The sequence below is a fragment of the Streptomyces sp. NPDC055506 genome (assembly GCF_053643595.1).
The window spans coordinates 1-14,067 of record NZ_JBSHKH010000084.1 but is presented as its reverse complement, the minus strand read 5'-3'; the positions used below and the strand labels follow the sequence as shown (position 1 = coordinate 14,067).

Genomic DNA, 14,067 nt, shown 5'->3' with positions numbered 1-14,067 from the left:
GTTACTGCGGAGGGTTGCCGTGCTTGCGGGAAGGCAGGTCGGCGTGCTTGGTCTGGAGCATCGCGAGGGACTTGATCAGGACCTCGCGGGTCTCGGCGGGGTCGATGACGTCGTCGACCAGGCCGCGCTCCGCCGCGTAGTACGGGTGCATCAGCTCGGACTTGTACTCCTTGACCATGCGGGCCCGCATGGCCTCGGGGTCCTCGGCCTCGGCGATCTGGCGGCGGAAGATGACGTTGGCCGCACCCTCCGCGCCCATGACGGCGATCTCGTTCGTCGGCCAGGCGTAGGTGAGGTCCGCACCGATGGACTGGCTGTCCATGACGATGTACGCACCTCCGTAGGCCTTGCGCAGGATCAGCGAGATCCTCGGCACGGTGGCGTTGCAGTAGGCGTAGAGCAGCTTCGCGCCGTGGCGGATGATCCCACCGTGCTCCTGGTCGACGCCGGGCAGGAAGCCGGGCACGTCCAGAAGAGTGATGATCGGGATGTTGAAGGCATCGCACATCTGGACGAAGCGGGCCGCCTTCTCGGAGGCCTCGATGTCCAGGACGCCGGCGAGCGCCTGGGGCTGGTTGGCGACGATGCCGACGACCTGGCCGTCCATCCGGCCCAGCGCGCAGATGATGTTCCGCGCCCAGCGCTCGTGGACCTCCAGGTAGTCGCCGTCGTCGACGATCTCCTCGATGACCTTGGCCATGTCGTACGGCCGGTTGCCGTCCGCCGGGACCAGGTCCAGCAGGACGTCCGAGCGGCGGTCCACCGCGTCCGTGGCCTCCGCGCGGGGCGGGTTCTCACGGTTGTTCTGCGGGAGCAGGGAGAGGAGGTAGCGGACCTCGGCGATGCAGGTCTCTTCGTCGTCGTAGGCGAAGTGGCAGACACCACTGGTCTCCGCGTGCACATCGGCGCCGCCGAGGCCGTTCTGGGTGATCTCCTCGCCGGTGACCGCCTTGACGACGTCCGGGCCGGTGATGAACATCTGCGAGGTCTCGCGGACCATGAACACGAAGTCCGTCAGGGCGGGGCTGTACGCCGCGCCGCCCGCGCACGGGCCGAGCATCACCGAGATCTGCGGGATCACGCCCGAGGCCTTGGTGTTGCGCTGGAAGATGCCGCCGTAGCCGGCGAGGGCGGAGACACCCTCCTGGATACGGGCGCCGGCGCCGTCGTTCAGCGAGACCAGGGGCGCCCCGGCTGCGATGGCCATGTCCATGATCTTGTGGATCTTGGTGGCGTGGGCCTCTCCCAGCGCGCCGCCGAAGACCCGGAAGTCATGGGCGTAGACGAAGACCGTCCGGCCCTCCACCGTCCCCCAGCCGGTGATCACACCGTCGGTGTACGGCTTCTTGGCTTCCAGGCCGAAGCCCGTGGCCCGGTGCCGGCGCAGCTGCTCGACCTCGCGGAAGGAATCCGGGTCGAGGAGCAGCTCGATGCGCTCCCTCGCGGTCAGCTTGCCCTTGGCGTGCTGCGCCTTGGTCGCCTTCTCGCTCGGTCCGGCCACCGCCTGCGCACGGATCTCGTGCAGTTCGGCCACGCGTCCGCGCGCGTCGGTCGGCTCACCCGGCGCCTCATCCAAAACGGTCATGTAGTGACCTTACGAAGCCAACCCAGGAAAGCGGGCCGTCGACTCCTCACAGTCTCCGGCGTGTTTTCCTGGTACCCCTGAACAGAACCATGGCGGAGTGCAGCCAATCCGACTGCTCAGAGGGTGTACCGCTTGTAGGGGTCGCACAACGACCTCAACCGAGAGTCACCTCACATCGGTGCATCGCGCATTCCTCCCCCGGGGTGACGCGCAGGCGCAGTCGAGGGCCGGTCGAGAGCACCTCGACGGTCTCGTCCGCGCGGACGACCCGGCGGACCGGGCGGTCCCAGGTGATCTCCAGCGGCTTGCCCGTGCGGGGCGGCTCGCTCGCACAGAGGGTAGCGGTACGGCCTCGGCGGACGGTCAGCACGCTCGCGCCGGCGGAAGCGGTGAGCGGGCCCGCCGTGCCGGCCTGCCAGAAGTTCGCGGCCGTGCAGCCGAGGGAGGGCACGGTGACGGCCTGGCGGGTCGCGTCGTTGGCGAGGACCGACAGCCAGCGGCGGTCGGCCGCACGGCGTGCGACCGCGCGGCGGGACGCCCCGGGCATGAGGACGTAGGCGTATGTGGCGTCCTCGGGGTCGGTGCCGTGGTCGAGCCAGAGGGTCTGCCAGCGACGGGTGCGGCGCTCCGGGGTGCTGCCGGTGTTGATGTCGGCCCAGGCGCCGGTGCGGTCCTCGCGCAGCGCCTTGGGCTCGCCGTCGAGCAGGACCCAGCCGCCGTGGTCCTCCAGGTGGGCCCAGTTCCGGTCCTTGTTCCGGCCCTGGACGAAGGCCTGGGTGCCGGACTCGCCCAGGTTGCGGTTGTCGACGATCGTCTCGACCGGGACGCCGTCGGCGCAGCTGATCCCCGCGCCGAGGCAGATCACCGCGTCCGCGACGCAGAACCAGGACTTGCGGGCCTGGAGGGTGGAGCCGAGGCCCTTGAGGTGCTGGCCGAGCGCGGCGTACGTGCCGTCGGTGGTGCCGCCGACCCAGCGCGCGTCCGGGCGGGCGGTGCCCCACTCGCCGCCTTCGCGGTCGGCCAGGCGTCTGGTGGAGACGGTGGTGCCGGGCAGGCGGTACCAGTCCACCGTCGGCCAGAACCAGTCCGTGTACTGGTCGCTCGTACCGGACCACCAGCTGACCATTCCCGCGCCGGTGTGCCAGCCGCGTGGGTTCTCGCCGTTGCCGCACTCGTAGTGGGCGATGCGGTCGCTGGCCATGGCGATGTTCACGGTGATGCCGGGGCGGCGGTGGACGGCACGGTCCATGGCGGCGAAGAGGTGGTGCCCCGTGGGTTCGGGTGCGGCCGGGACGGGTGAGGCGGCGATGGCGTGCAGCCGGGCCAGGTCGGCCACGCCGAACTGGGGTGCCGTCAGGACCGGGGTGACCGTGTCCCGTTCGATCCAGCCCTTGACGCGGGCGTGCCAGCGGTCGCGTTCGGCGGGGCTCGCGGCGGCCGCGAGAAGGGCGATGGCCGCGATGAGCTGCTGTCCGTGGAAGTGATCGCTCCGCATGACCTTGCGGTCGTCGGTGGTGAGGTAACCACGGCTGATGGCCCGGCCGTTGACGCTGTCCATGACCAGTCCGTCGTGGATGAGCGGGGCGTAGGCGTGCTCGACGCTGTCGAGGATGATCTGCCGGTTCGGGTCGGTGACCGCCCAGTCGGATCCGGCGAGCAGGGCGAAGATCCGGCCGAGGCCGTCGAGCATGACCTGTCCGTAGGTGCCCGAGTAGGCGACCCAGGTGTGCTGGACGAAGGAGCCGTCGGCGTAGAGGCCGTCGCCCCGGGTGACGTACGGGAAGACCGGGGAGAGCGCGTCACGGGCGAGGGCGATCTTGGCCGGGTCGCGGCCGAGGATGCCGCGCAGGGCGACGGAGCGGCACAGGTCGACGCGGTTGGCGCCGGTGGAGGTGCCGGTGTAGTCGCCGAGGGCCGAGTCGGGGACGAAGTGGTCGACGGCTGCGCAGGCGGCCTGGACACGTGGGCCGCCCAACTCGTCGTGGAGGGCGGCTGTGATGTCGGTGAGCAGGCGGGGGCTGCCGATCTGCCATTCCCACCAGTTGCCGTAGCGGGTCGTGGAAGGGTTGTAGACGGTCTCGGAGAGGTGGTCGAGGCCGCGCAGGACGTCGGCGAGGAGATCCGGGTCGGCGGTCGAGCCGGTGCCCTGCTGGACGTAGGCCTGGGTCATGGTCCACAGGCGGCCGTAGCTGAGGGTGATGCCGGCCGGCGGGTCGAAGGGGTGCCCGGGCCAGAGTGAGTTCGCCGCCGGGGCCATGGTGGCGCGCAGGCGGCGGGCGAGTTCACCGGTCTCGGCGAGCCGGGAGGCGTACGGCTCCGCGGCCGGGTCGTAGCCGTCGCCGAGCGCGATACCGAGCCAGCGTCGGCGGAGGGTTTCGTACGGATCCTCGGCTTCGGGAGCATCCGTGCCGTGGGGCGCGGGCGCAGCGCCCCCGGTCGCCGCCAGCGCCGCGGCCGCGAGCAGCAAAGCCCGGCGGCTGGGGCCCAACAGGGTGGCGGCGGCCTTGGCCGTACGGCGGGGGAAGACGCGACGCTGGGGAGTCATGCCCATGCCCTACCACGGGGAGGCGGTCACCTGAACGGAGGATTCGGCCGGAGTGACCGGGATGGCGGAACGAGGGATGCGGGGCGGCCGGACGGCACGTCGGGCGGGTGCTTCGGCGGTGGGGGGGTGCGGAGAGGCGGGCGGTGAGGAGGGGGTGGGGCCGCTACGGGTCGGGGGCGACGACGACGTGGTCGGGGCCGCGAAGGGGGATGGGCCGGGCCGAGCAGGCGCCGGGAAGCGGGCGTTTGGGGTGGCATGGCCAGGGGCCAAGCACCGGGCAGGGAACGGGGTCTACGCCGAGGCCGGCCTCCCGGCGGGTGCCGGCTCCGGTCAGCCGAAGCGGTTCGGTATGCGGCGGTACAGCCCCGGGGCCAGGGCCCTGAGGCGGCTCGGGAGGGTTCGCCATGCGGGGGCGTGTGCCTCGTCGCGGTCGTGGCGCACGGACTCGAAGATCTCGCGGGCGACGGAGCCGGGTGAGACGGGACGCGGGGTGGTGCGGTCGTGGGGGCCGCCCCGGCGGGTGGAGCCGACGCGGCCGGGCACGACGAGGGTCACGCCCACGCCCGTGCCGCGCAGTTCCTGGCGCAGTGCCCCGGCGAAGGCGGCGAGGCCCGCCTTGGCGGCGGAGTGCACCGCTTCCTCCCGTACGCCCCCGCTGCCCGCGACCGAGCCCAGCAGCACCACCCGGCCCCGGCCGGACGCGATCATGGACGGCAGCACTTCGCGCACGAGGTGGAGCGTGGCGTTGAGGTCCAGGGCCAGCACCCGGTCGATGTCGGTGTGCGGCATGGTGGCGAACGAGCCCGTCCAGCCGATGCCCGCCCCGGCGACCAGGACGTCGATCCGGCCGGTCGTGTGCAGCGCGGACTGGGCCAGCAGGCGCGGACCGTCCGGGGCGGCGAGGTCGGCGGGCAGTACGAGGGCCGAGGTGCCGGACGCCGTCCGCTCCAGGCAACGCCGGTCGCGTCCGTTGAGGAGCAGTTGCCAGCCGTCCATGGCGAAGCGCCGTGCCGTCGCCGCCCCGATGCCCGAGGAGGCGCCGGTGACGAGGGCCACGCGCCGGTCCAGACGCCGCGCCGGTCCGTGCTCGCGCACTCTCGAGGGGGCCGAGGGGCCGCGTGGGGCGGGGCCCGGTGGGTCGTAGGCCGAGCCGGAGCCGGTGAGTGTCATCGGTCGGTCTCCCTGCGCTGTACGTCCGCCGTGGTCTCGTCTGTCTCCATGCGGGGCCCTGCGGGTCCCTTCACACGGAACCTCCTCTTTCCAGGACACCGCCATCCCGGTGCACCGCGCCAGCGCTGGAGCCCTCCGCCGGGTCCGGCCCACCCGGTCCGACGTGCCCGTTTCCGTAGGCGGTCCACGGGCCGGGCTCGTCCGCGAGAGCCGCGGCAGGACCACTCCTGCGGGCCGCGGGGTGCCGCCAGGCGGCGGTATCGCGACACAGTCCCCGATGATGTTGAACATTGAACCGGAATAGGTCTACGGTGGGGCGCGTTGATGTAGTTCAAGATTCAACATCAAGAGACGTCATCACATCACTCGCAGGAGGCCACCCATGAGCATCTTCAGCAGCAAGGACACCGAGACCGCCACCGCCACGTCCGGCGCCGTGCGACCGGAGCTGGCCGCCCTGACCGGCGACTACACGATCGACCCCGCGCACTCGACGATCGGCTTCGTCGCCCGCCACGCGATGGTCACCAACGTCAAGGGCAGCTTCCAGGACTTCACCGGCACCCTCCACCTCGACGGCACCGACCCTTCGCAGTCCTCGGCCTCCCTCGACGTCGTGATGGACAGCATCGAGACGGGCAACGCCGACCGGGACGGCCACCTCAAGAGCGCGGACTTCTTCAAGGCGGACGAGTTCCCGACCATGACGTTCCGCTCCACCAAGGCGGAGTCCCTCGGTGGCGACGACTACCGCATCACCGGCGACCTGACGATCCTCGGCACGACCCGCCCGCTCGCCATCGACCTGGAGTTCAACGGCGCCGCGAAGGACCCCTTCGGCAACGAGCGCGTCGGCTTCGAGGGCAAGGCGGAGATCCTGCGCTCGGAGTGGGGCCTGACGTGGAACGCCGCCCTGGAGACCGGCGGCGTGCTCGTCTCCGACAAGATCAAGCTGAACTTCGACATCTCGGCGATCAGGAACGCCTGAACCTCCTGAACCTCTCCGGCCACGCCGTACGGGACGACTCCCTACGGCGTGGCCGAATCGGGCCTCTTGTGCGAGGACTCGCGGCGTTCTCATAATCCAGCAGCAGAATTTTGACCGGTCCATGCCAGCACATGGACGTTTTTTTGGCCCTGCTGCTGACATGCGCTCGTCAAACGGATGCTTCGGTTGTACATCTCCCCAGGTCAACCCCCCACGGAAGGCATCACGTTGAAGAGACTTCTCACGGCCCTCAAGAGATGCGCGGTCGTCGGCGCGGCCGCGCTCGCGATCGCCAGCCTTCAGCCCGTCACCTCGGCGCAGGCCGCGCCGTCGCCCGTCGTCGGCGGGACGCGGGCCGCGCAGGGCGAGTTCCCGTTCATGGTCAGGCTGTCCATGGGCTGCGGCGGCGCGCTCTACACCCAGCAGATCGTGCTCACGGCCGCGCACTGCGTGGGCAGTTCCGGCAACAACACGAGCATCACCGCCACCGCGGGGGTGGTCGACCTGCAGTCCACGAGCGGCCGGGTCCAGGTGCGCTCCACCAAGGTGCTCCGCGCGCCCGGCTACAACGGCACCGGCAAGGACTGGGCGCTCATCAAGCTCGCCCAGCCGATCAATCTGCCCACCCTGAAGATCGCCACGACCTCGCAGTACAACACCGGTGACTTCACCGTCGCCGGCTGGGGCGCGAACCGTGAGGGCGGCTCCCAGCAGCGCTACCTCCTGAAGGCGACCGTGCCGTTCGTCAGCGACGCCGCGTGCAAGGCCTACGGCGGTCTGTACAGCGGCCTCGTCGCGAACGAGGAGATCTGCGCCGGCTTCGACGCGGGCGGCGTCGACACCTGCCAGGGCGACTCCGGCGGCCCGATGTTCCGTAAGGACAACGCCGGCGCCTGGATCCAGGTCGGCATCGTCAGCTGGGGCGAGGGCTGCGCCCGGCCCGAGGCCCCCGGCGTGTACACGGAGGTCTCCACCTTCGCCTCCGCCATAGCCTCGGCGGCGTCCACACTCTGACCCACCCTCGGCCCCTCGGTAACAGAACCTCGCGGGTCCGGTGCCTTTGGGCGCCGGACCCGTGGTGGTGCGGTGGGGTGACCGCCGGTTGAGGTCGGCACGTACGGCGGCGGGCCGGGCTCAGGCGGTGTTGGCACCGACCGAGTCGGCCGCGCGGCGCCGGGCCCAAGCCCGTGCCCGCCGGGTGGGCGTGACCGCCGGCCGCAGTCGGCAGGTCCAGCGGCAGGCCGGGGGCATACGGTGCTGGCACCTGACCGCGTCGGCCGCGCGGCGCCGGGCCCAGGCCCGTGCCCGGGGGGCGGGGGTGACCGCCGGCCGCAGTCGGCAGGACCAGCGGCAGGCCGGGGGCATACGGTGCTGGCACCCGACCGCGTCGGCCCGTCCGACGCCGAGCCCGCACCCGAGCGGTGAGTTGACCGCCGGTCTACTCGGCCCCGACAGGGCGACCTCCTGTCGACACAGCCCGCCCAACGCAGCGCCCCGCCCGAACGACGGGTCCCCGTCGCCCGGCCCGTCCGGCGGTGGGAACCCGACCGAGCGTCAGGGCGCCCCGGGCGGCCCGCGCCCACGCGATGCGGCGGCTCCCGTCGAATCGACCGACCCAGCCCCGAGCCGCGCCCATGAGGCGAGGGCCCCGGTCAGTCCGGCCCGGCCGACACCTGCTCTGGCCGAAGAGTGGGGCGCCCTCCCGTCCACACAGCCGCCCAACGCCGAACCCCCGCCCGGCCGATGGGGCACCACCGTCGAGTCGGCCCATCCGACACCGAACCCGCGCCCGTGCCGGCGAGGCTCCCGCAACCCGGCCCGTCCGCCGCCCCGCGGCAGAGCAACTGTCGTTGACCCGGTCCGCCCGTCGGGCTCAACCGTCCCGCTCCCCCGCCTCCAGCTTCGTGATCGCCGCGGTCACCTGTGCCGCCCGGGTCCGTGGTGTTCGGGCTCGGAGGATGGCGAGCATCGTGAGGTAGCGGTCTGTTCGGCCGAGTTTTTCGAAGGCCGCCGCGGCACGGGGGCTCAGGGCCAGGGCTGAGGCGAGGTCTTCCGGGACCTCGGCCTCCTGTTGGGACGCGTAGGCCGCGGTCCATCGGCCGTCCGCCTTCGCGGACTTCACCTCCTCGTGTCCGCCGGGGCGCATCCGGCCGGCGGCGGTCAGTTCCTCCACCCGTCGGACGTTGACCATGGACCAGAGGCTGCCGGGGCGTCGCGGGGTGATCCTCTGGAGGTAGTACGACTCGTCGAGGCGCTTGCGCTGCCCGGTGATCCAGCCGTGGCAGAGCGCCACGTCGTTGACGTCGGCGGCGCTGACGGAGGGAATGCCCGAGCCCTTCTTGGCGACCTTGACCCAGAGGCCGGGATACGGGGCGGGATGGGCCGTCAGCCAGGCGTCCAGGTCGGCCACGGTGGCGAAGGCGAGCGGGTCCGTGCCGTCGGAGGTGGTCATGGCGCCACCGTAGGGACCGAGTAGGACAGATTCCGTCCGCTACGCGAGCAGCGCGCGTGCCTGTTCGCGGGCGTCGGCGATGGCGTCCGGGAAGATGTTCAGGCCGTGGGCGACGAGCGCGCCCTCGTGCAGCAGCATCAACGCCCGGGCCAGACCGGCTGGTTCCTCCGGGGCGATGTCCGCGGCGAGGCGGCTGAACAGGGCGAGCATCCACTGCTTCTGGCCGGTGATGATCGGGTGGGCCGGGTGGCCGGGGTCGCTGATCTCCGCGTGGGCGTTGACCATGCTGCACCCCTTGGGGCTGCTGTCCCGCGCCCACGCCCGCGAGGCGTCGAAGATCGCCAGGACGCGCTCCCGCGGGTCGGGCCCCGCCGCGTCGAGGTGTTCGCCGAGGAAGGCCCGCCAGCGCTCGTCGCGGTCGGCGAGGTACTCCACGACGATCTGCTCCTTGGAGCCGAACCGGTCGTAGAGGGTCTTCTTCGTCACCCCGGCCTCCGCGGCGATGAGATCGACCCCGACGGCGTGGATGCCGCGCTCGTAGAAAAGCCGCCCGGCGGCCTCCAGGGCACGGCGGGCGGCGGGCGTCAGCGTGATCCGGCGGGGGTTCTCGGCGGTGGTACCCATGGCACCCGAGTATACCGATCTGTATAGTCGAGAGCGAACGGGTATACCGATCTGTCTATTGGTTGTGATGTCGTGAACATCCTGCTCTCCCTCGCCTTCGTCCTGTGCTGGAGCTCCGGGTTCATCGGAGCCAAGCTCGGTGCGGGCAGCGCGTCCGCGCTCACGGTCCTGATGTGGCGGTTCCTGCCGCTGGCCGTCGTCCTCCTCGCCGTCGCCGTCCTCACACGGTCGGCCTGGCGGGGGCTCACCGCCCGGGACGTGACCCGGCAGGCCGTGGTCGGCGTGCTGTCGCAGAGCGGCTATCTGCTGAGCGTCTACTACGCCATCCAGCTCGGCGTCTCCAGCGGCACCACGGCCCTGATCGACGGCATCCAGCCCCTCGTCGCCGGAGCCCTCGCGGGACCGCTGCTCGGGAGCTATGTCTCGGGCCGGCAGTGGATCGGCCTGGGCCTGGGGCTGGGCGGCGTCACCGTGGTCACCCTGGCCGACGCCGCCGCCGGGAGGGACGTGGCCTGGTGGGCGTACGCCATTCCGCTGCTCGGCATGCTGTCCCTGGTCGCGGCGACGTTCCTGGAGAGCCGCTCCCGCTCCCGGGTCGCTCCCTCGGTGTCACTGACCGTCCACTGCGCCACCAGCGCCGTCCTCTTCACCGCCCTGGCCCTGGGCGCCGGAGCCGCCGCGCCGCCGGCCGAGGGCGCGTTCTGGGTGGCGGTCGCCTGGCTCGTGGGCCTGTCCACGTTCGGCGGATACGGGCTGTACTGGCTCATCCTGAAGCGCTCCGGCGTCACTGAGGTCAACACCCTGATGTTCCTCATGGCCCCAGTCACGGCCGTCTGGGGCGCGCTCATGTTCGGCGAGCCGTTCGGCGTCCAGACCGCCCTCGGGCTGGCCGTCTGCCTCGCGGCCGTCGTCATCGTCCACCGCGGTGGAGGCAGGGGGAACGGGGCCCTGACCGCAGCCCGGGGCGAGCGGCGCGAAAACCGGTGGACCCGGTCCTCCGAAGCCGCCTAACGTGCCTGTCGTGTCCAGCCCCGAGGCGTCCAGAGTTCGGCCACCGGCTCTCCGGTGGCCGCTTGTGATGCCGGGCCGCTGAGGCCCCTTCTTCGCTCCGCCGCCGGATCGCCGACCGACGTGTCGTGTTCGTCGTCGACTTCCGGGTGCGGAGTTTCCTCATGCCGTTCGCTCTTCTTCTGCTGGGCCTTGCCGTGTTCGCGCAGGGAACGTCCGAGTTCATGCTGTCCGGGCTGGTGCCGGACATCGCGCGGGATCTGGGGGTGTCCGTACCCCAGGCGGGCGCGCTGACCTCCGCCTTCGCGGCGGGAATGGTCGTGGGGGCGCCGCTCGTGGCGGGTCTCGCGCGGCGCTGGTCGCGGCGGGGTGCGCTGTCGGCGTTCCTCGTCGTCTTTCTCGCCGTGCATGTCGTCGGTGCTCTCACCGGCAGTTTCGAGGTACTGCTCGCCACACGGGTCGTGGGGGCGCTCGCCAACGCCGGGTTCCTCGCCGTCGCCCTCGTGGCCGCCGTGGACATGGTCCCGGCGGACGCGAAGGGCCGGGCGACGTCCACGCTGCTGGGCGGGGTGACGCTGGCGTGTGTGGCCGGGGTGCCCGCCGGGGCCGTGCTGGGCGGGCTGTGGGGCTGGCGTACGGCGTTCTGGGCCGTGGCGCTGGTGTCGCTGCCGGCGCTGGTGGCCGTGGCATGGTCCGTGCCGGGCGGGACGGCCGAGGGCACGCCGCCCGCGCTGCGCGGTGAGCTGCGGTCGCTGCGCGACCCTCGGCTGGTGGTCACCCTGCTGCTGGGCGCCCTCGTGAACGGCGCGACGTTCTGCGCCTTCACCTATCTCGCGCCGCTGGTCACCGAGGTGACGGGGCTGGGCAGCGCATGGGTGCCCGGGGTACTCGCGCTGTTCGGGGCCGGGTCGTTCGTGGGGGTGACCGCCGCGGGGCGGTTCGCCGACCGGCGTCCGGTGCCGGTCCTCGCCTGCGGGGGCGTCGCGGTCGGCGTGGGCTGGTGCCTGCTGGCCCTCGGGGCCGGGCACCCCGTCCTGGCCTTCGGGCTCGTCTTCGTGCAGGGGGCGCTGTCGTTCGGCGTCGGCTCCACGCTGATCGCCCAGGTGCTGTACGCGGCGCCGGGCGCGCCCACGTTGGCCGGGGGTTTCGCCACGGCCGCGTTCAACGTGGGCGCCGCGCTGGGCCCTTGGGCCGGTGGCGCGGCGATCGGCGCCGGGTTCGGGTACCGGTCGCCGGTGTGGGTGAGCGCGGGGCTGGTCGCGCTCGCGGGCGTCGTGGCCGGGGCGATGTGGCGGCAGCGAGGGCGTCTCTCGCACGGCCAAGAGCCGCTGCGGCGTTGATCTCAGGCGGCGGGGCGAGGCCCACTAAGACGCTGCCGGATTCAGAACCCGCCCCCGAAGTCCCCGCCACCGAAGCCTCCGCCACCGTAGTCCCCTCCCCCGAAGCCGCCGCCGAAGTCGCCGGAGTCGAAGTTGGCGCCGGAGACGTCACCGCCCTCGTACCCGCCGAAGTCGCCGTAGCCGGAGCCGTAGTCGGCGGCGTAGGCGGGGGCGGCCATCATGCTGCCGAGCAGGGTGCCGACGAGGAGGCCGGGCAGGATGCCGCCGGCGAAGTAGCCGCCGGCCCAGGGGCCGTACGCCGGGCCGGCCTCCCAGTACGGGCGGCGGCCGTAGTCGGTGTCGACCTCGCGGATCACCGGGTCGCGGCCCTCGGCGAGCCGGGCCTGGTCGGCCGCGCAGACCGGGACGTCGCGCACGGTCCCGCCCGAGGGCGTCCAGCTCGCGTCGGCGACCGAGGGGCCGTGGCGCGGGTCGAAGAAGCAGGGCGGGCGGCGCTCCGGCAACCGGTCGCCCTCGCGCCGGGCCGCGAGTCGGGCCAGGGAGAAGCGGCCGTCCTCCACGGTCTGGGTGACGGGCCGGACGTCCTCCGGTTTGACGGCTGCCGCCATCAGGGACTTCGCCCGCTCGTAGGAGTCCAGGGCACGCTCGTAGTCGGCGCGCATCGCGTCGTCGGCGCCGGGCTCCCCGGGATGGAAGTCGAGACGGTCGAGCTCCTCGCCGAAGGCGGTGATGTCCTCGTCGACCACCACCCGCAGCTTCTCCAGGGCCGCCCGCTGCTCCTCCTCGTGGCGGCGCCGGTTGCGCCGGACCACCGCGTAGGTGCCCACGCCGCCGGCCGCGGCCAGGGCGCCGAACGTGATCAGGCCGCCGACCGGCACGTCGGTGCCGGAGCCGTCGCTCCAGCTGCTCGGCGCCGAGCCGCCCACGCTGCGCAGGGCGTCGTCGACGAAGTCGTTCAGCTGGGCCTTGGTGTCGCCCGTGTCCTGCACGGCCGTGACCAGGTTGGACACCGCCTGGCGGCTCATCACCGCGCTGTCCGCACGGGCGTCGAACTCATCTCCGAGACGGATGCCGTACAGGCCGGTCACGCCGGTCTCGGTGCGGAGGTTCCGGAAGAGGTCCTGCGTGGGGACGTCGGCCGGGAGGACCGCCACGAAGACGGGCTTGTCCGCGTCCTTGATCTTGTCGGCGAGCGCCTCGGCGTCCGAGGCGGCCAGCTGGTCGGAGGCGGCCGGACCGACGTAGACGGGGTTCTCGCGCAGTTCCTCGGCGACCTTCGAGAGGTCGGTGGCCGCGTGCGCACCCGGCGCACCGGCCATCAGCGCCACCAGTACGGCGGCGACCGGCACGATCAGCAGACGTACGAGGGTACGCACCAGCGCGGCCTTCATATGTTCGAAACTACCTGAATCGGCACAGAAAGGGATATCGATAGGAGCGGGGATTTCGGGACGCCACTGCGCCTACGATGCCTCTGGCTCACTGCCGTGGGCCGTGCCGGGTCCGGCCGGTCCACCGGTCGCAGCGGAAAGGGCGGGATCAGGGGCATGTTCGGAAGACACAGGGCCGCGGACATGACAGTGTCCGCCCTCGCCGAGCTGGACCGTTCGCGTGCGCGGGCGGACCTGTTGTGGGAGCTGTTCCGGCATGCCGAGGCGGAGGTGACGACGGCGATCGGCTGGTACCTGGCGCGGCGCCGGGGGCCGTCGCGGTGGTCGCGGTCGCTGCGGGCGCTGGCCGCGCTGCTGGGCATCGTCGGCACGCTCACTCCCCTGGTGCACGCGGCCGCCCCCACGGCCTTGCAGCCCGAGTGGGGCTTCGTGTTCCTGGCCGGCGGGGCGGGCTGTGTGCTCTTCGACCGGATCTTCGGGTTCTCGGCGTCCTGGACGCGCTACATCCGTACGCAGCAGGCGCTGCAGCAGATCCTCAAGAGGGCGCAGACCGAGTGGGCGCAGGCGTATCTGCGGGCCACGGACTCCCCCAGTGACAAGGAGCAGGCCGCGCTGCTCGGCGTGATCGAGCGGTTGCGGACGGACGCGCAGCGGATCATCGAGGACGAGGGGTCGGCGTGGGTCGGATACCTCGCCGACGGGGTCGAGGAACTGACCCGCGCCACGGTCCACGCGCCCGGCCAGCGGACCAACGGGGCGGGGCTGTTCCGGCTGGACCGGGCGTCTGGGCGCGATCGGGGTGGGGACGCGCATGCGGTGCCGCGTCCCCGGGATACGGCGATGTGACCCACCTCGACTGTCGGGTGCTCCGCGTGAGTGCCGGTGCCGGGTGGGTCCGCAGCCCGGCGTAGCGGGGTGCCTCCCCCACTCTCGGCTTCGCTCGAGCGGGGGGACCCCCACCGCC

11 protein-coding genes are annotated in these 14,067 nt (G+C 72.3%); 5 read left to right on the top strand and 6 right to left on the bottom strand.

From position 1 onward, the window contains the following. Position 1: 1 nt before the first annotated feature. The 3 genes from ACWIF2_RS27150 to ACWIF2_RS27140 all read right to left on the bottom strand — a co-directional run bounded on the left by ACWIF2_RS27150 (position 2) and on the right by ACWIF2_RS27140 (position 5,300). Positions 2-1,585, bottom strand: coding sequence for an acyl-CoA carboxylase subunit beta (locus ACWIF2_RS27150; protein ID WP_382496998.1), 1,584 nt, complete (start codon positions 1,583-1,585; stop codon positions 2-4). 154 nt (positions 1,586-1,739) lie between these two features. Then, on the bottom strand, positions 1,740-4,130 hold the full coding sequence (locus tag ACWIF2_RS27145; protein ID WP_454363309.1) for a polysaccharide lyase 8 family protein: 2,391 nt from the start codon (positions 4,128-4,130) through the stop codon (positions 1,740-1,742). 330 nt (positions 4,131-4,460) lie between these two features. Further along, on the bottom strand, positions 4,461-5,300 hold the full coding sequence (locus tag ACWIF2_RS27140; RefSeq protein WP_454363307.1) for an SDR family NAD(P)-dependent oxidoreductase: 840 nt from the start codon (positions 5,298-5,300) through the stop codon (positions 4,461-4,463). Positions 5,301-5,682: 382 nt separating this feature from the next. Here ACWIF2_RS27140 and ACWIF2_RS27135 point away from each other — a divergent pair, with 382 nt between their 5' ends. Beyond that, positions 5,683-6,288, top strand: coding sequence for a YceI family protein (locus tag ACWIF2_RS27135; protein ID WP_454363305.1), 606 nt, complete (start codon positions 5,683-5,685; stop codon positions 6,286-6,288). A gap of 228 nt (positions 6,289-6,516) precedes the next feature. Then, a complete protein-coding gene (locus tag ACWIF2_RS27130) occupies positions 6,517-7,302 on the top strand; it encodes a S1 family peptidase (RefSeq protein WP_382497006.1) in 786 nt (261 codons plus the stop codon). 859 nt (positions 7,303-8,161) lie between these two features. Here ACWIF2_RS27130 and ACWIF2_RS27125 read toward each other — a convergent pair. Both ACWIF2_RS27125 and ACWIF2_RS27120 read right to left on the bottom strand, forming a co-directional pair. Then, positions 8,162-8,740 carry a YdeI/OmpD-associated family protein gene (locus ACWIF2_RS27125; RefSeq protein ID WP_454363303.1) on the bottom strand — a complete coding sequence of 193 codons (579 nt, stop codon included), beginning with the start codon at positions 8,738-8,740 and terminating at the stop codon, positions 8,162-8,164. A 39-nt stretch (positions 8,741-8,779) separates the two neighbouring features. Then, the gene (locus ACWIF2_RS27120; protein WP_454363302.1) at positions 8,780-9,364 is read right to left on the bottom strand and encodes a TetR/AcrR family transcriptional regulator; all 585 of its coding nucleotides are present in this window, start codon (positions 9,362-9,364) and stop codon (positions 8,780-8,782) included. 72 nt (positions 9,365-9,436) lie between these two features. Here ACWIF2_RS27120 and ACWIF2_RS27115 point away from each other — a divergent pair, with 72 nt between their 5' ends. Beyond that, entirely contained in the window at positions 9,437-10,375 is a 939-nt protein-coding gene (locus tag ACWIF2_RS27115; RefSeq protein ID WP_454363300.1) for a DMT family transporter, read from the top strand. A 161-nt stretch (positions 10,376-10,536) separates the two neighbouring features. Continuing rightward, on the top strand, positions 10,537-11,712 hold the full coding sequence (locus tag ACWIF2_RS27110) for a Cmx/CmrA family chloramphenicol efflux MFS transporter (protein ID WP_454363298.1): 1,176 nt from the start codon (positions 10,537-10,539) through the stop codon (positions 11,710-11,712). A 41-nt stretch (positions 11,713-11,753) separates the two neighbouring features. Here ACWIF2_RS27110 and ACWIF2_RS27105 read toward each other — a convergent pair whose 3' ends face one another. Continuing rightward, positions 11,754-13,103 (bottom strand): hypothetical protein, encoded by a 1,350-nt coding sequence (locus tag ACWIF2_RS27105; protein ID WP_454363296.1) that lies wholly within the window; start codon positions 13,101-13,103, stop codon positions 11,754-11,756. A 183-nt stretch (positions 13,104-13,286) separates the two neighbouring features. On the opposite strand from ACWIF2_RS27105, the gene ACWIF2_RS27100 reads away from it, so the two are divergent. Continuing rightward, positions 13,287-13,949 carry an SLATT domain-containing protein gene (locus ACWIF2_RS27100; protein ID WP_454363294.1) on the top strand — a complete coding sequence of 221 codons (663 nt, stop codon included), beginning with the start codon at positions 13,287-13,289 and terminating at the stop codon, positions 13,947-13,949. Positions 13,950-14,067: the final 118 nt, after the last annotated feature.

Coding starts and splice junctions, on each gene's coding strand:
- ACWIF2_RS27150 (WP_382496998.1), bottom strand. CDS start 1,585: ATGACCGTTTTGGATGAGGCGCCGGGTGAGCCGACCGACGCGCGCGGA.
- ACWIF2_RS27145 (WP_454363309.1), bottom strand. CDS start 4,130: ATGACTCCCCAGCGTCGCGTCTTCCCCCGCCGTACGGCCAAGGCCGCC.
- ACWIF2_RS27140 (WP_454363307.1), bottom strand. CDS start 5,300: ATGACACTCACCGGCTCCGGCTCGGCCTACGACCCACCGGGCCCCGCC.
- ACWIF2_RS27135 (WP_454363305.1), top strand. CDS start 5,683: ATGAGCATCTTCAGCAGCAAGGACACCGAGACCGCCACCGCCACGTCC.
- ACWIF2_RS27125 (WP_454363303.1), bottom strand. CDS start 8,740: ATGACCACCTCCGACGGCACGGACCCGCTCGCCTTCGCCACCGTGGCC.
- ACWIF2_RS27120 (WP_454363302.1), bottom strand. CDS start 9,364: ATGGGTACCACCGCCGAGAACCCCCGCCGGATCACGCTGACGCCCGCC.
- ACWIF2_RS27110 (WP_454363298.1), top strand. CDS start 10,537: ATGCCGTTCGCTCTTCTTCTGCTGGGCCTTGCCGTGTTCGCGCAGGGA.
- ACWIF2_RS27105 (WP_454363296.1), bottom strand. CDS start 13,103: ATGAAGGCCGCGCTGGTGCGTACCCTCGTACGTCTGCTGATCGTGCCG.
- ACWIF2_RS27100 (WP_454363294.1), top strand. CDS start 13,287: ATGACAGTGTCCGCCCTCGCCGAGCTGGACCGTTCGCGTGCGCGGGCG.